Consider the following 19,926-nt stretch of genomic DNA (forward strand, 5'->3'; position numbering starts at 1 on the left):
ACGTCACGGTCGGCTTTCGCTCCTGCCTGCGCCATGGTTGGCTACCCGCACAACACCCCCTGGCTCTACAGCCAACGAAGACTGACTGACAGGAGGCGGCCGGTGGGCGAGATGGTCAGCTACCCCGACAACGGTGGGACGAGTGAGGGTTATCTGGCGCTGCCCTCCAGCGGCAGCGGGCCGGCCGTGATCGTCGTTCAGGAGTGGTGGGGTCTCGTGCCCCACATCACGTCGCTCGCCGACCGTTTCGCCGAGGCCGGCTTCGTCGCCCTGGCGCCCGACCTGTACCACGGCGCCCAGACGACCGAGCCGGACGAGGCGGGCAAGCTGATGATGGGCCTGGCGATGGACCAGGCGGCCAAGGACATCGGGGGCGCCGCGGCCTACCTGGCCGGCCGGGACGAGGTCACCGGCCGGATCGGCTGCGTCGGCTTCTGCATGGGCGGCAGCCTCGCCCTCTGGTCGGCCACGCTGTCCGAGCACGTGGTCGCGACGGTCGGCTTCTACCCGCCCGTGCCCTGGGAGCGGATGAGCCCACAGTGGTCCAACTACACCGGCAAGGCCGCGTTGATCCACGCCTCGGAGGAGGACGGCACCTGCGCGGCGCCCGGCGTACAGCAGGCCATCCGGCTGATCTCGGCGGCCGGTGGCGAGGTCGTCTGCTACGACTACCCCGGCACCCATCACGCGTTCTTCAACGACGACCGGCCCGAGGTGTACGACCGGGAGGCGTCGGCCCTCGCGTGGGCCCGGACCCTCGAGTTCCTGCGTACCCGACTTGGCTGAGCCGGTAACGCCGCCGGAGCGGGCCGGCCGGATCACGCGGGACGCGCCGGACTATCCGGCGCGGGTCGCGCCCGCCATCGCCGACCTGTCGCGGTTGGACGGCGTGATCTCCGAGTGCCGGGCGTGTCCACGCCTGGTCGCGTGGCGTGAGGAGGTCGCCACCACCAAGCGCGCGGCCTTCCGGCACCAGGAGTACTGGGGCCGACCGGTGCCCGGCTTCGGGGCGGTCGACGCGGAGATCGGCCTCCTCGGGCTGGCGCCGGCCGCGCACGGCGGTAACCGGACCGGCCGCATCTTCACCGGTGACCGCTCCGGTGACGTGCTCTTCGCGGCGCTGCACCGCGCCGGCCTGGCCAACCAGCCCACGAGCGTCAGCCGCGACGACGGCCTGCAGCTTGCGCACACGCGCGTCTTCTCGGCCGTACGCTGCGCGCCGCCGGACAACAAGCCGACGCCGGCCGAGCGCGACACCTGCGCCCCGTGGCTGCACCGCGAGCTGGAACTGATCCGCCCCACGTTGCGCGTCGTCGTCGCGCTCGGCGGATTCGCCTGGTCGGCGTTCTGGCCGGCGCTCCGCGCGGTCTACGGGATGAAGCCGCCTACGCCCCGTCCGGCGTTCGGTCACGGTACGCTCTGGCGCGGACCCGCGGGCGTGCCCGCGCTTCTCGGCTGTTACCACGTCAGCCAACAGAACACCTTTACGGGCCGGCTCACGCCCGCGATGCTGGACGACGTGTTCGCCCGCGCGAAGGATCTCGCCGGGCTCTAGCCACTCGGGGACCCGATGAACCGCCGCCCGTTCGGCCGCCTGCTGCCGCCGCTCGCCGTCGCCGCGTTGCTGATCGGCGCGGCGCTGACGGCGGCACTGTCGTCACCCAGAGTGACGCGGGTGCCGCTGCCGGCCAAGACGCCGCCCCAGCAGGCGGCGGACGCCGCGGAGGCGGTCCCCACGGCACCGGCGTCGGCGGCCGCGGGGGATGCTGCCGCCGGCACGGCCCACCAGTTGCCGTCCTGGGCCGGCGCCGCCGCGGGCCTGCTCTGTCTGGCGTTCGTCGTCGTGGTCGCCGGCATGTTGAGCTGGTACCTGGTACGCGACCGGCTCCGGGTCACCTCCGCGCCGCTGGTGTCCATTGCGGACGGTGCCGCTCCCGAGCGTACCGAAGATGTGGTGGCCGCGGTGGACGCGGGCCTGGACCGCCTCGGCGACCGGGACGCCGACCCGCGCCGCGCGGTCATCGCCTGCTGGGTGCGGCTGGAGGAGGCCGCGGCCGCCGCCGGCACGCCGCGCCGGCCGGGGGACACCCCGACCGACCTGGTCGGACGCCTTCTCCTCACGCACCGGGTGAGCCACCCGGTCCTCGACGAGTTCGCCGCGGTGTACCGGGAGGCGCGCTACGCCACACACGGAGTTGACGAGCGGATGCGCGCCGCCGCGGTGGCGTCGCTGCGCCACCTGCGGGCGGAGTTGACGGTACGTGCGGAGGTGGGCTGATGGCGCGTGAGCGGGACGTCGGTATCGACGATCTGTTGGGTGCCCCGGCCGAGGGGGAGGCGGAGCCGCAGCCCGGGACGGGCCGGCCGGTCCGCTCCCGGCGATGGTGGACGGCGCTGGTCGCGGCGGTCGTGTCCGGAGCGGCGTACGTGGTGTCGCTCCCGTTGGGGCTCAAGATCCCGTACATTCTGCTTTTCTCGGGCTGCTTCGCCCTGCTCGCCGTTCGGCGGGCGGTCAGGGCGGTCGCCGCGCCGAGGATGACGATCGGTACGGACCGTCCGTCGCCGGTCGCCGCCCGGATCGACCCGACCCGGGTGCCCGACGGCATCGAGCTCGCGTTGGGGCGCTGGGACACCCGGCTGTCGGAAAGCGAGCGCGACCCGAAGCGGTTCATGTCGATCGTCCGGCCGCGGCTGGCCGAGATCGCCGACGAGCGGCTGCGCCAGCGGCACGGGGTGAGCCGGGTCGACGACCCGGCGCGGGCCCGGCAGCTCATGGGGGAGCGGTTGTGGACGTTTCTGTTCTCGCCGCTCGGTGCCGTGCCGAACCCGCGGGAGCTCGCGGACGTGGTGGAAGACATGGAGAAGCTGTGAGTCGGGCCGGACGGGTCGGGCCAGCCGAGGAGGTCGAGTGAACGCGCCAGCATTGCCACCCGCGGAGGTGGGCCGGCTCGGCCGGGCCGTGCTCGACGCGGTGGGCGCCGTCGTCGTCGGCAAGCGGGAACCGTTGGAGCTGGTGCTCGCCGGCATCCTCGCCGGCGGCCACGTACTGCTGGAGGACCTGCCCGGGCTCGGCAAGACCCTCGCCGCCCGGTCGTTCGCGCAGGTGCTCGGCATCGAGTTCCGCCGGCTGCAGTTCACGCCCGACCTGCTGCCCGCCGACGTCACCGGCTCCTTCCTGTACGACCAGCGGGCCGGCGACTTCTCGTTCCGGCCCGGGCCGGTCTTCACCAACCTGCTGCTCGCCGACGAGATCAACCGGACCCCGCCGAAGACGCAGGCGGCCCTGCTGGAGGCGATGCAGGAGAAGCAGGTCTCCGTGGAGGGCACGACCTACCGGCTGGAGGCGCCGTTCCACGTGCTCGCCACGGCCAACCCGATCGAGTACGAGGGCACCTATCCGCTGCCGGAGGCGCAGCTCGACCGGTTCCTGCTGCGGGTGTCGTTCGGCTACCCGGACCGCGACGAGGAGTGGGAGGTGCTGCGCCGGCGTATCGACCGCCGACGCGAGGAGGCGGTCCTGCGCCCCGTCGTGGACGCGCGGACGCTGCTGGCGATGCAGGCGGCGCTGGAGTACGTCGCGGTGGAGGACTCCGTCGGCCGGTACATCGTCGACCTGACCGCCGCGACGCGCGCGCACCCCCAGGTGCTCGTGGGCGCGTCCCCGCGCGGGTCGCTGGCGTTGCTCCTGCTCTCCCGCGCGCGGGCGGCCCTGGCCGGTCGCGACTTCGTGATCCCGGAGGACGTCAAGTACGTGGCGATCCCGGCGCTGGCCCACCGGATCACGCTCCGGCCGGAGATGTGGCTGCGGCACATCGACCCGGCGACGATCGTGGCCGAGGTGGTGGACGCCACGCCCGCGCCCGCGAGCGGTGCCGTGCCGACCTACGCCGGGGCGGCGCCCGCCGCCGCCGGTCAGCGGTACACCGCGCCGAGAGGCTGAGGCATGGCCGACGCAGGCGGCTGGGTGCCCACCCGTGCGTTCGGCCGGGCCATCCTGGTGACCGGGCTGCTGGTGGTCCTGGCCGTCGCCATCGGACGGTACGACCTCGTGGTCCTCGCCGCCCCGTTCGCCCTCGGCACCGCGCTGTCCCTGCGCCGCCGACCCGCCACGCTGCCCGTCCCCGAACTGTCGACGGTGGACGCCCGAATCGTCGAAGGCGACGACGTCACGGTACGGGTGAGCGTGGCCAACCCCGACCCGGTGGCGCTCGACTTCGTCCTGCTGCGGCTGTGGCTGCCGCGGTGGGTACGGGCGCACCACGGCGACCACCCGTACGCCGCCTCGGCCCGGGCCGGCAGCGTCGCCGAGATCGACCTCGCCGGGTCCGCCCTGCGCTGGGGCCGGCACGCCGTCGGCCCCCTGTCGCTGCACGGCGTGGCCTGCGACGGACTGCTCGCCTCGCTGCGGGTGGAGTGCGAACCGCTTCCGATCAAGGCGTACCCGGCGACGGAGGCGTTCCGCGCCGACGAGGCGATGCCGCGCGCCGCCGGCCTGGTCGGCCAGCACCACTCGCGCCGCCCCGGCGAGGGCGGCGAACTGGCCGGGGTCCGCGAGTTCACCCCCGGCGACCGGCTGCGCCGCATCGATTGGCGGGTCACCCTGCGTACCCGGCGGGTGCACGTCGTGTCGACGCTGTCGGACCGGGACGCGGAGGTGGTGGTGCTGCTGGACGTGCTCCACGAGGCGGGCGCGTCGGGCGGTATCGGCGGCGCCGCCTCGGTGCTGGACACGACGGTACGGGCCGCGGCCGGCATCGCCGAGCACTACCTGCACCGGGGCGACCGGGTGGCGATGCTCGAGTACGGGTTCCGGGCCCGCCGGCTGCGCCCGGGTGCCGGCCGCCGCCAGTACCTGACCGTGCTCGAATGGCTGCTCGACGCCGCGCCGGCCGGTGGCGCGGACGAGTCCTCGGCCGGCGCGTTCGGCGCCCATCTGCTCAGCAGCAACGCGCTGGTGATCGTGCTGACGCCGCTGCTGGACCAGCGTTCGGCGGCGATGGTCGCCGGGCTGGCCCGGTCCGGGCGGTTCGTCGTCGCGGTCGACACGCTGCCGGCGGACCTGCGTCCGCCGACCGGCGGCCCCTGGGCCGCGCTGGCGGCCAGGCTGTGGCGGATGAGCCGGGAGAACGTGGTGGGCCTGCTCCGCGAGCACGGCGTACCGGTGGTCGGCTGGGCCGGTGCGGGCAGCCTCGACCAGGTCCTGCGCGACGTGACGCGGATGGCGGCCGCGCCGAAGGCGGGCCGGCGATGATGAGCCTGCGCGGGCTGCGGGACCGGGCCACCCGGATCACGCCGGGCACCCTGCTGGTACGCGGCGCGGCGCTGCTGTCCGCGGCGGGCGCCCTCCTGGTCGCGTGCCCCGGCGAGATCCTCGCCAGGCCGGGCGCCGCCGTGGGGCTCGTGGCCGGCGGGGCGCTGCCGGCGCTGGCACCGCGTACCCGGGTCACCACGATCGTGCTGTTCGCGGCGATCGGCGGGTGGCTCGCCGCGACGACGGTGTACGGGCAGCCGGTGACGCCGGCCCGACTGGCGGTGCTGGCGTGCCTGCTGTACCTGGCGCACACGACGACGGCGCTCGCGGCGGCGCTGCCGTACGACACCGTGGTGTCGCCGGCCGTGCTGGCGCGGTGGTTCGCCCGTACCGTCGTCGTGCTCGTCCCGACCGCCGGGTTCGCGGTGGCGGCGACGCTCGGCGTCCGGTACGTCGGCGGGCGCGCGTACCTGGTCGCGGCCGTCGCCGGGCTGCTGGTGGCCGCCGCGCTGGTCGGGCTGCTGGCCAGGTGGCGCAGGTCCTGACCGCCGGACCCTATGATTCGATGCCTCGCCGTCGATCAGGAGAGGTCGCTATGCAGGTCATCACGGGCGCTGGCCGGTTCACCGCACCCGAGCCGGGTGAGTCGAGGCGCTACGACGAGCAGTTGCGCGTCACCGACCTCAGCCTCGGCACGTACTCGGTGCCGGTCGGCGGCGTCGACACCCAGCAGCCGCACAACGAGGACGAGGTGTACGTCGTGACCGCCGGCCGGGCCCGGCTCGTCGCGGACAGCGGCGAGGTCGAGGTGGGGCCGGGCAGCGTGATCTACGTACCGGCGGGCGAGCCGCACCGGTTTGTCGACGTGACCGAGGATCTCGCGGTACTGGTGCTCTTCGGTCCGGCCGAGTACACCCGGTCGCAGTCGCAGTCGCAGTCGCAGTCGCAGTCGCGGTCGTGAAGAGCGAGGACGAGATCCGGCAGGCGACCGTGGGGGCGGTGCAGCCGTTGACCGGACCGATCGAGATCCGTGACTACGATCCGGAGTGGCCGCGGATGTTCGCCCGCGAAGCCGAGCGGATCCGGGCCGCGCTGGGCGGGCGCGTGTCGGCGCTCGAGCACGCCGGCTCCACCGCGGTGCCCGGCCTGCCCGCCAAACCGAGAATCGACATGGTGCTCGTGGTGGCCGACTCCGCCGACGAGCCGGCGTACGTGCCGGATCTGGTGGCGGCCGGGTACCACCTCCAGATCCGGGAGCCGGACTGGTACGAGCACCGGATGCTCAAGGGTCCCGACATCGACGTCAACCTGCACGTCTTCTCCGACGGCTGCCCGGAGGTGGCGCGGATGCTGCTGTTCCGGGACTGGCTGCGCACGTGCGCCGAGGACCGGGAACTGTACGCGTCGACCAAGCGGCGCCTGGCCGAGCGGAACTGGACGTACGTGCAGCAGTACGCCGACGCGAAGACCGAGGTCGTCGAGGAGATCCTGGCGCGGGCGCAGGCCGGCACGAGGTCGTAGCCGTCCGGGCACCGACGGTTACGGGGCAGCGCGCCCGGCGTGCGCTTCGGTATGTTTGGGCACGCATCGATGCCAATACCCCTCGGGAGTTTCCGCCGTGCGCCGTGTCGCGCCGCTCGTTGTCGCCCTCATCGCATGTGCTCTCCTCGCCTCCGGCTGCGGCCGGCCCGTCGCGGTGCGGTGGGCCAACGCCAGCAGCCCGCTGACGCCGGCGAGCCCGGAGCAGTCGCGGACCGAGCCGCCCTCGCCGGCCGGGTCGCGGCTCCACAGCCCGTCGCCGGAGCTGGGGCACACGTCGTCACCGGCCACATCCGGTCCGGCCGCCAGGACGGGGCCGTCGGCGGCGTCGAGCAGCGGCCCGGCGGCTCCCGGCACGTCAACGCCGCCCGCGCCGCCGGCGGCCCCGATCCCCGCGACGGGGCGCGGTCCGGGCGGGTCGATCACGAACACCGGCACGGACGCCGTGGCGTTGACGTTCGACGACGGGCCGGACCCGCAGTACACGATGCAACTGCTCGACCTGCTCAAGGAGCAGGGGGTGAAGGCCACCTTCTGCGTGGTCGGCTTCCGGGTCCGCAGCCACCCTGAGGTGGTCAGGCGGATCGTCGCCGACGGTCACACGCTGTGCAACCACTCCTGGCAGCATCTGGATCTGTCCAAACGCGACGACAACTATCTCGCGGGGGATCTGCAGGCGACCAACGACGCGATCCACGCGGCGGTGCCCGACGCGCCCATCGAGTACTTCCGGGCACCGTACGGCAACTTCACCCCCGGCATGGTCCGGCTGGCGACCCGGATGGGCATGAAGCCGATCTACTGGAGCGTCGACGACCAGTGCTGGATGAGCAGTACGTACGGCACCGGCCCCGCCATGATCGACCACATCGCGACGATGGTGCGGCGCGGCACCCGGCCGGGCGGGATCATCCTCTCCCACGACATGGGCAAGCCGCAGACGATCGCGGCCTACCGGTCGCTGCTGCCCTGGTTGACCTCGCGGTTCCACCTGGAGGCGCTGCCGACCGACCAGCCGCACCGGTCGGGGCAGGAGCCGCGGTAGCGCCAAGATCCGCGCAAGGTGTGCCATATTGTCGCTATCCCGCGTCAGGAGACAGCAATATGTGACACCTTGCGCGGATCTTGGGGCGCTGGCGTCGACGTCCGTCAAACCGCAACGCTCGTCACATGTGACGCACGGCAAGTTCGTGCCGTAGGCGAGCGGCGGAGCGGGAGGATAGGACCGTGGCTGCCAAGCGGATTCTTGTTGTCGGTGCGGGACATGTCGGTCTTTACGCTGCTCTTCGCCTGTCTAAGAAGATCAGGCGGAGCGAGGCGGAGATCATCGTTGTCGATCCCCAGCCGCACATGACCTACCAGCCGTTCCTGCCGGAGGCCTCGGCCGGCAACATCTCGCCCCGGCACTCCGTGGTGCCGCTGCGCCGGGAGTTGAAGCGTTGCCGGGTGCTGGCCGGCGAGGTGACGCGGATCGACCACACCCACAAGGTGGCGACGATCGCGCCGATCATCGGCCCCGAGCGCGAGCTGGCGTACGACCACATCATCGTCGCGCCCGGCAGCGTGTCGCGCACCCTGCCGATCCCCGGCCTGCGCGAACACGCGGTCGGTTTCAAGACCATCGGCGAGGCGATCTACCTGCGCAACCACGTCCTCGAGCGGCTCGACGTCGCGGCGACCACCACCGACCCGGGGGTCCGTTCGTGCGCGCTCACCTTCGTGTTCGTCGGCGGGGGGTACGCGGGCATCGAGGCGCTGGCCGAGATGGAGGACATGGCGCGCGACGCGCTCCGCTACTACCCCGAGCTCAAGCCGGAGGACATGCGCTGGGTGCTCGTGGAGGCCACCAGCCGGATCCTGCCCGAGGTCGACCCTGACATGGGCGCCTACACGGTCAACCAGCTGCTCAAGCGCGGCCTCGACATCAGGCTCGACACCCGCCTGGAGTCCTGCGCCGGCGGTGTGGTGACGCTCAGCGACGGCGACAGCTTCCGGGCCGACACGATCGTGTGGACCGCCGGGGTCAAGCCGCACCCGATGCTCGACGCCACCGACCTGCCCCGCGACGAGCGGCGCCGGGTCACGTGCCTGCCGACGCTGCAGGTCGTCGACGCGCAGGGGCGGGTCGTGGAGGGCGCGTGGAGCGCCGGGGACTGCGCCGCCGTGCCGGACCTGACCTCCAACAAGCCGGGCGCGTTGTGCTCGCCCAGCGCGCAGCACGCGGTACGCCAGGCCCGCCGGATGGCCGACAACATCGCGGCCGTGATCCGGGGGCGCCAGCCCAAGGAGTACCGGCACAAGCACGCCGGCTCGGTCGCCAGCCTCGGCCTGCACAAGGGCGTCGCCCAGGTGTACGGGGTCAAGCTCACCGGCTGGCCGGCGTGGCTGATGCACCGCAGCTACCACATGAGCCGGATTCCGAGCTTCAACCGCAAGGTCCGGGTGGTCGTCGACTGGACGCTGGCGCTGTTCCTCAAGCGCGAGGTGGTCTCGCTCGGCGAGCTGCACGAGCCGCGGGAACCGTTCACCGACGTCACCCCGACGGTGCCGGCCCAGGCGGTCAGGGGTGATCTCGCCGCCAAGCGGTGAGCTGTCCGGTGGGGAAGCGTCAGCCGGTGGGGAAGTGCCACACCGTCACGTCGTCCACGTGTCGGCCCGGCCCGAACAGCGCTTCCACCGTCCGGCGCAGCTCGGCCGCGTGTGGCTGGTCGTGGTCGGCCACGACGAGGCAGGACGCGTGCCAGTACGCGACGTCGTCGCGGGCCCGGGCCTGGTCGTCCGGCGTGATCTCGGGTACCGCCCCGCTGCGCTCCACCTCGTTGAACAGCTGCGAGGTGGGGCGGGAGTAGATGCCGATGGAGGCCTGGCCGCCCGCGGCGTACGGTGCGATGAAGAAGCCCTCCGGGATGGCGAAGGCATCGTCGGCGGCCGCCGGCCAGCGCATCTTGTCCGCATTGCCCGGGTTGGGCAGCGGCACGGGCACGAGCACGCCGCCGGGACGTACGCAGTCACGCCAATGGCCGGTGGTGACGAACCGCGGCACGGGTGCCCGGTCGGCGACCGGCAGCGGTTTGGGTGCGATCGGCAGCAGGGCAAGGGCCACGACCGCGGGTACGACCAGGCGTACCTCCCGGCGGTCGGCGCGCAGCGCGCGGTCGAGCGCGGTGGCGAGCACGATCCCGATGATCGGGATGAGGGCGAGGGCGAACCGCGTCGGCAGGGCGCCGTCGATGACCGGGAGTCCCTGAATCAGCCGGTAGGGACCGCTGTGTGTGGTCCGTACGGCGTTCACCACGAGGTGCGGCCCGAGGGCCAGCGCGGCCATCACCAGGCCCGCCGCTACACAGGCGAGCACCTCGGGTCGGCGGCGCAGCCATACGGCCGCGCCCGCGGTGACGAGCAGCAGCGGGATGCCGAAGAACGTGTTGTACTCGGCCGGCCCGCTTACCAGCCGGGCCGCGTCCGGCGACCCGAACCACGACAGGGGCGAGATCAGCCAGAAGCCGCGCAGGTCGGCGGAGAAGAAGTCGGGCGAGAAGGGGCCGTTGGGCACGTGCTGCGGCCCGGCGAACTGCACCCACAGCGGGTAGGCCAGCCCGGCGAGCCCGACGACGCCCCCGATGACCAGGCCGAGCGTGAGCGGCGGCGCCACCCGGAGGGCGTGCTTCGGGGCGATCACCGCGTACGCCAGGCAGAACAGCGCCATCGTCACGGCGGCCAGCAGCAGTACCTCCTCGCCCAGGAACAGTTGGACGCACACGATCGCGCCGAGCAGCACGCCGGCGGTCACGATCCGGCGCACCTGGCGACCTGCCGGGAGGGTGTCGGGCGTACGGGCGAGCCGCAGCACGCACCACACGATGACGGGCACCAGCCACTGCGCGGTGATGTGCAGGTGGGCGTTGGCCTGCGAGATCATGCCCGGGGCGAACGCGCAGGCCGCCGCGCCGACGGCTGCGGCGGCCCGGTGCAGTCGGAGGGTACGCGCGAGCAGCAGGTACCAGGCGATGGCGGTGGCGGCGAGGTTGCCGGCCACCGCGACGGCGAAGCTGACCGGCGCGCCGAGCGTGGCCGTGACCGGGGCGAGGATCATCCCGAGGACGATCGACGAGGCGTTGCTGAGCAGGTTGATGCCGTCGGGGGCGTTGAGCAGGTGGGTGACCAGGTGGAGGTCGCCGGTCCAGAAACGGGGTCCCAGCGCGAGTAGCCACTCGTCCAGGGCCTGGTCGTTCGGGTTGAGGGCCAGCGCCCGGTTCGTCGGGTTTGTGAGGAGTCCGTGGTCGAGGATCACCGCGATCAGCGTCAGCGCCGCGCAGATCGCGAAGTCGACCGGCCACCGGCGGGCCACAGTTGCCCCGGGGGCGGCACTGACCTGCGCCGATCGGGCAGAGCCGCCTGGCTGCTCGGCTCCCTCGGCGTCCTCAGTGGCCGACGACAGAGTGGTCACCCGGACGACGGTAACCCGGACCAGTAAGCCGGTGTGCACCCAGTCCCTCACCCGTTACGGTGAACGCATTCGCACACCGGCCCGGGTGGTGGAAAGGCAGACACGGCCGCCTTAAAAGCGGCTGCCGCGAGGCGTGCGGGTTCGACCCCCGCCCCGGGCACCACTGGCTCCCAGTTCGTGAACGGCCCGTTTTGCGGGGCGGCGCTAATCTTGTGACGTCGTTATTCCTTGGTGGGAGGCCGCCAGTGCAAAGTTCCAATCCGGTTCTGACCCGACTCGGGGAGACCGCGTCGCGTGAGCGTGTCGGGGGCGGGTACGGCTACGGCCCGGTCTCCGAGCGCATGATGAGCCTCGACGACGTCGTCGTGCGCACCATCGGGCTGCTCGCCCTCACCGCCATCAGCGCCGCCGTGAGCTGGAATGTGCTGACCGGCGTGACCGCCGCGGTCGCGAGTTTCGGCTCGGTGCTCGCGGGTCTGGTGCTCTGCCTGGTCATCACGTTCGCCCGGGTCACCAACCCCCTCGTCATCGGCGCGTACGCGGTGGTCGAGGGCGTGTTCCTCGGCGTCGTCAGCCGGACCTTCGAGGCCCGCTTCGGCGGCATCGTCGTCCAGGCCGTCGTCGGCACGCTCGGCGTGTTCGCCGGCATGGCCATGCTCTACAAGATGCGGGTGCTGCGGGCGACGCCCCGGTTCAACCGGTTCGTGATCGGCGCCCTGATCGGCGTGGTCGTGCTGAGCCTGGTCAACTGGGTCGTGTACATGTTCGGCGGCAACCTCGGCCTGATCGACTACAACGTCGAGGGCCCACGGCGGTTCCTGCCGATCATCTTCAGCCTCGTCTGCATCGCCGTCGGCGCGCTGACGTTCATCATCGACTTCGACCAGATCGAGCGCGGCGTGCGGTACGGCATGCCGGAGAAGTACGCGTGGTACTGCGCGTTCGGCCTGCTCGTGGGCCTGATCTACCTGTACTGGCAGATCCTGCGGCTGCTGGGGTACATGCGCCGGTGACCGCCGAGTTCGACCGCGCGGTCGGCCGGCTGATCAACCACGTGTCGCACTGGACGCCGCCCCGGTGGGCGGCGTCCGGCGCGTCCGGCGCCGGTACCCGCGAAGACCTGATGCACACGCTGATCCAGCACATCGCCGACCTCGCCGCCGACGCCGAGGGGCAGCCGCGGCGTCCGGTGCCCCGGCTCGACAACGTGCTGGCCCTGCCCGACCAGCTACGGGTGGTCGCGAACGACCTGATCGCGGCGCGCCCCGACGAGGCGACCCTGGCGCTGGCGACGCAGGAGGTCAGCGCCCTCAACACGAATCTCCCATGATCGCGGAAACTTCTCGGTGTCCCGGCACGGAGAAGTTTCCGCGATCATGAGGATCTGGGTCAGGACAGGCGCTCGATCACCATCGCCATGCCCTGGCCGCCGCCGACGCACATCGTCTCCAGGCCGATGCTCTTGTCGTGCCAGTCGAGCGCGTTGAGCAGCGTGCCGGTGATGCGGGCCCCGGTCATGCCGAACGGGTGGCCCACGGCGATCGCCCCGCCCATCACGTTCAGCTTCTCCAGCGGGATGCCCAGCTGCTGGTACGAGGGGATGACCTGGGCTGCGAACGCCTCGTTGATCTCGACCAGGTCCACGTCGCCGATGGTCATGCCGGCGCGGGCCAGGGCCTGCTTCGACGCCTCGACCGGGCCCAGGCCCATGATTTCCGGCGACAGGCCGGTCACGCCGGTGGACACGATCCGGGCCAGCGGGGTGATGCCCAGCTCGCGGGCCTTCGTGTCGGACATGATGACCACGGCCGCCGCACCGTCGTTGAGCGGGCAGCAGTTGCCGGCCGTGATCCGCCCGTCGGGACGGAACACCGGCTTGAGCCCGGCGACCCCCTCGTACGTGACACCGGGCCGCGGGCCGTCATCGGTCGACACGACCTCGCCGGACGGCGTGGCCACCGGCGTGATCTCACGGGCCCAGAAGCCGTCCGCGATCGCCTTCTCGGCGAGGTTCTGGCTGCGGACGCCGAACTGGTCCATCTCCTCGCGGCTCACGTCGTAGACCTGAGCGAGGTTCTCGGCGGTCTGGCCCATCGCGATGTAGATGTCGGGCAGGTCGCCGGACTCCCGCGGATCGGTCCAGGTCGGCGCGCCGCCCTGGGCCCGCTTCTCCGTACGCGCCCAGGCTGACGCGAACTTCTCGTTCTGCCAGCCGCCGCCCACGAGGGCCTGCGCCTCGGGCGGAAGCTGGTCGGAGTTGCCCCGGGCGTACCGGGAGACCATCTCCACACCGGCGGAGACGAACACGTCACCCTCGCCGGCCTTGATCGCGTGGAACGCCATCCGGGTGGTCTGCAGGGACGAGGCGCAGTACCGGGTCAGGGTCGCGCCGGGCAGGTGGTCGTAGCCGGCGAGCACCGCCACGACGCGTGCCATGTTGAACCCCTGCTCGCCGCCTGGCAGGCCGCAGCCCAGGTAGAGGTCGTCGATCTCCCGCGGGTCGAGCTGGGGCACCTTGGCGAGAGCGGCGTTGACGATGGTGGCGGCGAGGTCGTCGGGACGGACCTCCCGCAGCGATCCCTTGACCGCCCGGCCGATGGGGGAGCGGGCGGTCGCGACAATGACGGCTTCGGGCATGCCGTCACGTTACCCGTGGACCCCTACCCGCGGGTAAGTTGAGTTGGTCACTGCCTCCGAGAGCGGCGCTCACTGTACGGGGAGAGCACCGCTCTCAATGTTTGCGAGCAGCGCTCACTGCGGAACGGCGGAAGCCTCGGTCACCGCGGGCAGCAGCGCGTGCGCCCATACGCGGTACCCGTCGGCCGAGGGGTGGTAGCCGTCGTGGCAGTAGGTGCCCGCGTCGGCCCGGAACACCGCGCCCGTCTTGGCGGCCAGGTCGACCGGTACGCCGTCGGCCGTGGTGGCCGCGAGGGCCTGGGCCCGGGCCACCCGCCGGGCCTGCCAGCCGACCAGCTGGCGCAACGGCGGCGGGAACGCCCGCGCCGCCCCCAGGTCGGGACAGGTGCCGACCACGACAGCCACGCCGGCGGTGCGCAGCCGGCCGATGGCCAAGGCGAGGTCGTCGGCCGCTTCGTCGGGCGGCGTGAAGTGGATCGCGTCCATGCCGCCGACGAGGATCACCGCGACATCCGGCCGGTCGCCGACGAGCGCCCGCGCCACCTGCGTACCCAGGTCGGCCGACCGCGACCCGGAGACCGCCACGCTCGACAGCTCCACCCGGCGGCCGTCCGGCGCGTCGGCGAGCAACATGGCGAGCTGGCCGCCGACGGTGTCGGTCACCCGTTCGACGCCCACCCCGAGCGCGGTCGAATCGCCCAGCAGCACCAGCCGCAGCGGGGGCGCCGCGGCGCTGCCGAACGTCGCGCGCATGGCCAGGCGCAGGTCGGGCTGCGCGTACCGGCGGCTGCGCGCGAGCATCGCCTGCCCCGCCACGACCGCCGCGCCTCCCACGGCCCCGGCGATCGCCGTGACCATGGCCGCCTGCCCGAGTCGCCTGATGATGCCGTTCATGTTGCCTGCTCGCTCACGTGTTACTCCAGGGGGACGCCCGCTTGTTCCTGCTGCAAGCGTACGTGCGACGGATCGGTGGGATGCTCTGTACGACGCCACACCCGCCGGCGCAGCTGCGCCCACGCCCCGGCCGGGCCACGGTCGCGGCCGGCGACCTGAGCGGCACTGACCTCGGTGCCGGCGTGGCCCACGGCCTCCAGGGCCGCGTCCGGCAGGCTGCGCACCCCTTCGCCCACGCGGTGGGGCGCGCGTGCGGTGTGGTCGTCCCCGGTCAGGGCCGCGACCACCGTGGGCAGGAGGGCCGCGACGGCCACCGCGTACCCGTCGCCGGACGGGTGGAACCGGTCCCAGCTGAACATCCGGTCGGGTTCGGCCGCGAACGCCGGGCCCAGCAGATCCCCCAGCGAGACGGTGCGGCCGCCGGCTTCGACGACGGCCACGGTCTGGGCGGCGGCCAACTGCCGGCTCCATCGGCGGGCCATCCAGCGCAGCGGCGGGTGGATGGGCTGGATGGTGCCCAGGTCCGGGCAGGTGCCGACGACGACCTCGACACCCGCCTCCACCAGCGCCCGGACGGCCAGGACGAGATGGTGGACGGCCTCGCCGACCGGGCGGCGGTGCGTCACGTCGTTGCCGCCGACCAGGATGACGGCCACGTCCGGCTGCTCCTCGAGAGCCTGCTCGACCTGGGGAGCCAGGGAGCGGGACTCGGCGCCGACGACGGCGAGGCAGTGCAGCGTGACCGGTCGGCGCAGCTGTTCGGCCAGCCCCGCCGCGAGCAGCCCGCCGGGCGTGTTACGGGCGGAGTCCGCGCCGTACCCGGCCGCCGTCGAGTCGCCCAGCACGGTGAGCACGATCGGAGCGCCGTCGTGCCCGGTCCCGTACCGGCCGTCGCAGCGTGGCGGCGGGGCCTCCGCGAGGGGGATCGTGCGCCGGGCGAGCATGGCCTGGCCGACGAGTAGACCGGTCAGCGCGGCGCCGACCGCCGTGAGGCTGCCGACGCCGTAGGCACCGGCAGCGGCGATCCGGCGTACGTGACCACTCGTCTGCGTCATCGGCCCTCCCCCCGCTCGTGCATCAATGATCGTCCAGCTCCGCCACGGTTGCCGCATGGACGATGACTGATTTGGCGGGTAATGCCCTCAGAAGTCACGCTCCTTTCGTAACACAAGTTTCCGACAGGAACCGGTCGCCAAGGGTCAGCCGGAACGGTCGGGACCCGCCCGATCCGGCTGAATTCGGATGAGGACCCGCTGCTCGCGCTCCATCGCTGCCCGGTAGTCGTCCCAGTCCGGGTGCTCGCCGGCGACCCGCCGGTAGTAGTCGATGAGCGGCTCCATCGCGTCGGGCAGGTCGACGATGGTGGCCCGCCCCTCGACCTGGATCCACCGGCCGAAGAAGGCGTCCGGGAGCACGCACACGTACGCCCGCGGGTCCCGGCGCAGGTTGCGGACCTTGTACGCGGTCTGCCGGCTGCTGATGATGATGTGTCCCTCGTCGTCGACGGCCACGGCGACCGGCGACATCTGTGGCGCACCGTCGCTGCGGTACGTGGCGAGTACGGCGTGGTGTTGCTCCGCGACGACGGCGCGGGCGGCGTCGAGATCCATGACCTGATTGTCGCCCCCGGGGCCGGCGCCGCGCCGGCCTGTCGTACGCACGCTGTCACCTGTTCGGTGGCTGACGGTGGCGGGTACCCGGCACCATGGACGTACCGGATCCATCCGGACCGGCGGATGTTCACCGACGGCGATGAGGTGCACGATGGCGGGACTCCTGCGACGGCGGATGGCCTGGACCGCGCTGCTACGGGTGTTCAAGCCGGGTACGCCCGGCCTGGGCAGGCGGCTCGCCGCGATCCCACGGATGCTCGGCGCGACGCTGCGCGGCGAGTACGACGGCAAGGGCCGCCTGACGATGATGACGATCGCCGGGCTCTACATCCTCTCGCCGATCGATCTCGTCCCCGAAGCGATCTTCCTGGTGCTCGGCCTGGTGGACGACGCGGCCGTCGCCGCCTGGTTCGCGGGCGCGCTCCTCGACGAGACCGAGCGGTTCCTGGAGTGGGAACGGCAGCGGGCGATGGTCGTCCCGGGGCACGTGGTGTCCGACGGTCACCCGTGGCCCCCGTCCTACGGCCGCGGTCCCGGCGTCGGGCCGCATCAGGGTCGATCGCGGCGCTAGGCTGACGCCGTGCGCTACTACGACAACGTCGTCGAGTTGATCGGCAACACGCCGCTGGTTCGCCTCCGCAACGTCACCGAGGGCATCTCCGCCACCGTGCTGGCCAAGGTGGAGTACTTCAATCCCGGCGGGAGCGTGAAGGACCGCATCGCGCTGCGGATGATCGACGAAGCGGAGAAGGCGGGGCTGCTCAAGCCCGGCGGCACGATCGTCGAGCCGACCAGCGGTAACACGGGCGTCGGCCTGGCCCTGGTCGCCCAGTTGCGCGGATACCGGTGCGTGTTCGTCTGCCCGGACAAGGTCAGCGAAGACAAGCAGAACGTGCTGCGCGCGTACGGTGCTGAGGTGGTCGTCTGCCCGACCGCCGTTGCCCCCGAGGATCCACGGTCGTACTACAACGTCTCCGACCGGCTCGCCCGGGAGATCCCGGGGGCGTGGAAGCCCGACCAGTACTCCAACCCCAACAACCCGCTGTCGCACTACGAGCAGACCGGGCCGGAGATCTGGGCGCAGACCGAGGGGCGGATCACCCACTTCGTGGCCGGCGTCGGTACCGGCGGCACGATCTCGGGCATCGGCCGCTACCTGCGTGAGGCCTCCGACGGCCGGGTGAAGATCATCGGCGCCGACCCGGAGGGTTCGGTCTACTCCGGCGGCACCGGCCGGCCCTACCTGGTCGAAGGCGTGGGCGAGGACTTCTGGCCGGAGACCTACGACCGGGGCATCTGCGACGAGATCATCGAGGTCTCGGACAAGGAGTCGTTCCACCTGACCCGGCGACTGGCCCGCGAGGAGGGGCTGCTGGTCGGCGGCTCGTGCGGGATGGCGGTCGCCGCCGCGCTGAAGGTGGCCCGCCGAGCCGACCCGGACGACGTGATCGTGGTGCTGCTGCCTGACGGCGGCAGGGGATACCTTTCCAAGATCTTCAACGATGCCTGGATGAGCCGGTACGGCTTCCTGAGCAGCCACGAAGCCGGGGCGACCGTCGCCGACGTGCTGGCGCAGAAGGGTGGCCAGATCCCGGAGATGGTGCACGTGCACCCCAGCGAGACGGTGCGCGAGGCCATCGACATCATGCGCGAGTACGGCGTGTCGCAGTTGCCGGTGCTCAAGGCCGAGCCGCCCGTGGTGACCGGAGAGGTGGCGGGCTCGATCGCCGAACGCGACCTTCTCGACGCGCTGTTCACCGGGCAGGCGCATCTGCACGACATGCTCGACAAGCACATGGCGGAGCCGCTTCCGATGATCGGCGGCGGTCAGCCGGTGGCCGAGGCCGTGGCGATGCTGGAGAAGTCCGACGCGGCCATCGTCCTCGTCGACGGCAAGCCCAAGGGCGTCATCACCCGGCAGGACCTGCTGAGCTTCCTGACCTGACGCTTCCTGACCTGACGCTTCCTGACCTGATCGATCTTGGACACCTGGCGGGGTCGTGGGCCCGCCACGTGTCCAAGATCCAGGAGTGGTGGCGCGCCGCCGGGCAAGATTCTTTGCCCGGTCGCACACGGTGTCCGCTATTACGGGTCACCGTCTGATTACGTTCGGTTCGGAAGTTCCCGCGAGAACTTCGTGGCATTGAACCGGCGGTGACCCTGCGGCACCCGCCAAGGCCGCGATGTCACCGCTGACTCCGCCCGTACGGCTAGGCGCCCCAGCCGATACGACGCCCCCGCCAGGCGTCGTGCGCCGCGGGCGGATCATGGCGGGCGAGGGTACGCGATAACGCTGTCCCCGCAGCGATCGTGCGATCGCGTACCCTCGCCCCCCGCCGCTCGCCGCGGCTTCATGTCGCGACCATCGGGTGGTCGGGGATCGTAGTGATCTGATGTGACGTGAGTCACATGTGGGTGAGTGGGGCTCTGTCCGGTCGTGGCCACCGGCGGCCGGATACGGTTGCCAACCATGGCGACGTACACGGGCCTGGCCACACTCGTCCTCGCCGACGGCGCTCGGGAGCAGGGGTTGGCGACTCTGCGCAGTACCCGGGCGGAGCCAGGTCGGCCACGACCGTGGAGCGGGAGCTTCCGCCCGGACGATCCGAGTGCCGGCTGTGTGGATGCGGTCGGCGCCACCGTGCCCATCGAACTGTCGATCGGAGGGGCCGGTGAGGTTCTTCTGGAGGGTGTGGAAGGTACGGGCCGGGACGCGACCGTTCGGGTGGTCGGCAGCGGGCCGCCACCGTTCTGACCCGGAGTCAGGCGCCCACTGATCCGGAACGGGCGTCCGAGCTGGACGGCCACGGCGTACGCGACGTCGGGGATGTCCGCGAGGTCGATCCGCCCGCCGCGCATTGCTCACCCGCAGAGGACGGGCGTCGAACGACGACCCTGGGCCAGCGTTCAGCCGGGCGTCGCTGCCACAAGATCGGTCCCGGGCCCACGTTGCGGGTGTCTGCCGCAGCGGCCGGGCGTGACCGCTGATCGTGGGGGCCACGCCCGGCCGCCGTCTCGTCGGCCGAGGTCATGTCTTCGTCGCGACCGCTGGCATGCGTCGGTTTCGGGTTGGTCGGGGCGGGCGGCTTCTCGACGTGTACCCACGGGCGCTCATGCGCCTACTTGACGCGTATCAATACCTTGCACGGTTGCGGAGGGTGCCGACCAGCTATTCAGCTAGCGGGCCAAACGGCCGAATACGTTTTTTAACGGATTTTTGACGCATTTCACTGCTCCAGCTGTCCGGCGGCGTCTCTACGGTGAGTCGTGTTCCGGGTGTCGGCTGCTGACGCGCCCCCACGCACACGTCGAGGGAGGACGGTGAGCGAGATGCGTCCGTCGGAGACTTCGAGCTCCGTTCAGGTTCTGCTGGAGCTGCCCCGTCTGCCGTTGGCGGCGGAGCGCGTCACCACCGGCGTGTCCACGGCCGTGTCGTCCGCGCCCCGGCGCGCGGACGAAGAGGTACTGCCGGTCCGGGCCGTCCGAAGCGTCGACCGCGGGTGCGACCTTTGGGAGCGCACATGTGCGGCATAGCGGGGGTCGTC

General features: G+C 72.0%; 20 protein-coding genes, 1 tRNA gene and 1 pseudogene. 17 read left to right on the forward strand and 5 right to left on the reverse strand.

The features are described 5' to 3' along the window. Positions 1 to 102 precede the first annotated feature (102 nt). The 11 genes from HC031_RS11075 (at position 103) to HC031_RS11125 (ending at position 9,379) form a co-directional block, all read left to right on the forward strand. On the forward strand, positions 103 to 786 hold the full coding sequence (locus HC031_RS11075) for a dienelactone hydrolase family protein (protein WP_167925130.1): 684 nt from the start codon (positions 103 to 105) through the stop codon (positions 784 to 786). A 31-nt stretch (positions 787 to 817) separates the two neighbouring features. Next, complete coding sequence (locus HC031_RS11080) at positions 818 to 1,555, forward strand: uracil-DNA glycosylase (RefSeq protein WP_420813627.1); 738 nt, start codon at positions 818 to 820, stop codon at positions 1,553 to 1,555. 15 nt (positions 1,556 to 1,570) lie between these two features. Further along, the gene (locus tag HC031_RS11085) at positions 1,571 to 2,278 is read left to right on the forward strand and encodes a DUF4129 domain-containing protein (RefSeq protein WP_167925131.1); all 708 of its coding nucleotides are present in this window, start codon (positions 1,571 to 1,573) and stop codon (positions 2,276 to 2,278) included. Continuing rightward, entirely contained in the window at positions 2,278 to 2,871 is a 594-nt protein-coding gene (locus HC031_RS11090; RefSeq protein ID WP_167925132.1) for a hypothetical protein, read from the forward strand. The genes HC031_RS11085 and HC031_RS11090 overlap by 1 nt, the downstream gene beginning before the upstream one ends. 37 nt (positions 2,872 to 2,908) lie before the next feature. Then, positions 2,909 to 3,940: an AAA family ATPase gene (locus tag HC031_RS11095; protein ID WP_167925133.1), complete on the forward strand. Its 1,032-nt coding sequence runs from the start codon at positions 2,909 to 2,911 to the stop codon at positions 3,938 to 3,940. 3 nt (positions 3,941 to 3,943) lie between these two features. Beyond that, complete coding sequence (locus HC031_RS11100; RefSeq protein ID WP_167925134.1) at positions 3,944 to 5,251, forward strand: DUF58 domain-containing protein; 1,308 nt, start codon at positions 3,944 to 3,946, stop codon at positions 5,249 to 5,251. Then, the gene (locus HC031_RS11105; protein WP_167925135.1) at positions 5,248 to 5,796 is read left to right on the forward strand and encodes a hypothetical protein; all 549 of its coding nucleotides are present in this window, start codon (positions 5,248 to 5,250) and stop codon (positions 5,794 to 5,796) included. The genes HC031_RS11100 and HC031_RS11105 overlap by 4 nt, the downstream gene beginning before the upstream one ends. A 50-nt stretch (positions 5,797 to 5,846) precedes the next feature. Further along, complete coding sequence (locus tag HC031_RS11110) at positions 5,847 to 6,212, forward strand: cupin domain-containing protein (RefSeq protein ID WP_167925136.1); 366 nt, start codon at positions 5,847 to 5,849, stop codon at positions 6,210 to 6,212. Further along, positions 6,209 to 6,772, forward strand: coding sequence for a GrpB family protein (locus HC031_RS11115; protein WP_167925137.1), 564 nt, complete (start codon positions 6,209 to 6,211; stop codon positions 6,770 to 6,772). The genes HC031_RS11110 and HC031_RS11115 overlap by 4 nt, the downstream gene beginning before the upstream one ends. 97 nt (positions 6,773 to 6,869) lie before the next feature. Beyond that, complete coding sequence (locus HC031_RS34345) at positions 6,870 to 7,835, forward strand: polysaccharide deacetylase family protein (protein WP_338090588.1); 966 nt, start codon at positions 6,870 to 6,872, stop codon at positions 7,833 to 7,835. A 182-nt stretch (positions 7,836 to 8,017) separates the two neighbouring features. Then, positions 8,018 to 9,379: an FAD-dependent oxidoreductase gene (locus HC031_RS11125; protein ID WP_167925138.1), complete on the forward strand. Its 1,362-nt coding sequence runs from the start codon at positions 8,018 to 8,020 to the stop codon at positions 9,377 to 9,379. A gap of 19 nt (positions 9,380 to 9,398) precedes the next feature. On the opposite strand, the gene HC031_RS11130 is transcribed toward HC031_RS11125, so the two are convergent. Continuing rightward, positions 9,399 to 11,237, reverse strand: a complete 1,839-nt coding sequence (locus HC031_RS11130; RefSeq protein ID WP_167925139.1) for a hypothetical protein — start codon at positions 11,235 to 11,237, stop codon at positions 9,399 to 9,401. Positions 11,238 to 11,316: 79 nt separating this feature from the next. Between HC031_RS11130 and HC031_RS11135 the strand changes: the two genes are divergently transcribed. From HC031_RS11135 to HC031_RS11145, 3 genes are all read left to right on the forward strand, one after another. Further along, a tRNA-Leu gene (locus HC031_RS11135) sits at positions 11,317 to 11,400 on the forward strand. 82 nt (positions 11,401 to 11,482) lie between these two features. Beyond that, entirely contained in the window at positions 11,483 to 12,250 is a 768-nt protein-coding gene (locus HC031_RS11140) for a Bax inhibitor-1/YccA family membrane protein (protein ID WP_167925140.1), read from the forward strand. Further along, on the forward strand, positions 12,247 to 12,567 hold the full coding sequence (locus HC031_RS11145; protein WP_167925141.1) for a hypothetical protein: 321 nt from the start codon (positions 12,247 to 12,249) through the stop codon (positions 12,565 to 12,567). Before HC031_RS11140 ends, HC031_RS11145 begins: the two co-directional genes overlap by 4 nt. 59 nt (positions 12,568 to 12,626) lie before the next feature. On the opposite strand, the gene HC031_RS11150 is transcribed toward HC031_RS11145, so the two are convergent. From HC031_RS11150 to HC031_RS11165, 4 genes are all read right to left on the reverse strand, one after another. Continuing rightward, positions 12,627 to 13,874 carry an acetyl-CoA C-acetyltransferase gene (locus tag HC031_RS11150; RefSeq protein ID WP_167925142.1) on the reverse strand — a complete coding sequence of 416 codons (1,248 nt, stop codon included), beginning with the start codon at positions 13,872 to 13,874 and terminating at the stop codon, positions 12,627 to 12,629. Between the two features lie 114 nt (positions 13,875 to 13,988). Continuing rightward, positions 13,989 to 14,768 (reverse strand): SGNH/GDSL hydrolase family protein, encoded by a 780-nt coding sequence (locus HC031_RS11155; RefSeq protein WP_167925143.1) that lies wholly within the window; start codon positions 14,766 to 14,768, stop codon positions 13,989 to 13,991. A gap of 20 nt (positions 14,769 to 14,788) precedes the next feature. Then, on the reverse strand, positions 14,789 to 15,823 hold the full coding sequence (locus HC031_RS11160; RefSeq protein ID WP_167925144.1) for an SGNH/GDSL hydrolase family protein: 1,035 nt from the start codon (positions 15,821 to 15,823) through the stop codon (positions 14,789 to 14,791). 144 nt (positions 15,824 to 15,967) lie between these two features. Beyond that, a complete protein-coding gene (locus tag HC031_RS11165) occupies positions 15,968 to 16,429 on the reverse strand; it encodes a PPOX class F420-dependent oxidoreductase (RefSeq protein ID WP_338090589.1) in 462 nt (153 codons plus the stop codon). A gap of 103 nt (positions 16,430 to 16,532) precedes the next feature. Between HC031_RS11165 and HC031_RS11170 the strand changes: the two are divergent. The 3 genes and pseudogenes from HC031_RS11170 to HC031_RS11180 form a co-directional block, all read left to right on the forward strand. Further along, positions 16,533 to 16,871: pseudogene (locus HC031_RS11170) on the forward strand (DUF1232 domain-containing protein); the annotation flags it as partial. 90 nt (positions 16,872 to 16,961) lie between these two features. Next, positions 16,962 to 18,326, forward strand: a complete 1,365-nt coding sequence (locus HC031_RS11175; RefSeq protein WP_167925146.1) for a cystathionine beta-synthase — start codon at positions 16,962 to 16,964, stop codon at positions 18,324 to 18,326. Positions 18,327 to 18,851: 525 nt separating this feature from the next. Next, a complete protein-coding gene (locus HC031_RS11180) occupies positions 18,852 to 19,136 on the forward strand; it encodes a hypothetical protein (RefSeq protein ID WP_167925147.1) in 285 nt (94 codons plus the stop codon). Positions 19,137 to 19,926: the final 790 nt, after the last annotated feature.

Source organism: Planosporangium thailandense, from assembly GCF_011947195.1.
GTDB classification, from domain to species: domain Bacteria; phylum Actinomycetota; class Actinomycetes; order Mycobacteriales; family Micromonosporaceae; genus Planosporangium; species Planosporangium thailandense.

What these genes read in the sequence shown, in the direction of transcription:
- HC031_RS11180 (WP_167925147.1), top strand. Translation starts at nt 18,852, where the DNA reads ATGGCGACGTACACGGGCCTGGCCACACTCGTCCTCGCCGACGGCGCT.
- HC031_RS11150 (WP_167925142.1), bottom strand. Translation starts at nt 13,874, where the DNA reads ATGCCCGAAGCCGTCATTGTCGCGACCGCCCGCTCCCCCATCGGCCGG.
- HC031_RS11155 (WP_167925143.1), bottom strand. Translation starts at nt 14,768, where the DNA reads ATGAACGGCATCATCAGGCGACTCGGGCAGGCGGCCATGGTCACGGCG.
- HC031_RS11090 (WP_167925132.1), top strand. Translation starts at nt 2,278, where the DNA reads ATGGCGCGTGAGCGGGACGTCGGTATCGACGATCTGTTGGGTGCCCCG.
- HC031_RS11105 (WP_167925135.1), top strand. Translation starts at nt 5,248, where the DNA reads ATGATGAGCCTGCGCGGGCTGCGGGACCGGGCCACCCGGATCACGCCG.
- HC031_RS11110 (WP_167925136.1), top strand. Translation starts at nt 5,847, where the DNA reads ATGCAGGTCATCACGGGCGCTGGCCGGTTCACCGCACCCGAGCCGGGT.
- HC031_RS11085 (WP_167925131.1), top strand. Translation starts at nt 1,571, where the DNA reads ATGAACCGCCGCCCGTTCGGCCGCCTGCTGCCGCCGCTCGCCGTCGCC.
- HC031_RS11100 (WP_167925134.1), top strand. Translation starts at nt 3,944, where the DNA reads ATGGCCGACGCAGGCGGCTGGGTGCCCACCCGTGCGTTCGGCCGGGCC.
- HC031_RS11160 (WP_167925144.1), bottom strand. Translation starts at nt 15,823, where the DNA reads ATGACGCAGACGAGTGGTCACGTACGCCGGATCGCCGCTGCCGGTGCC.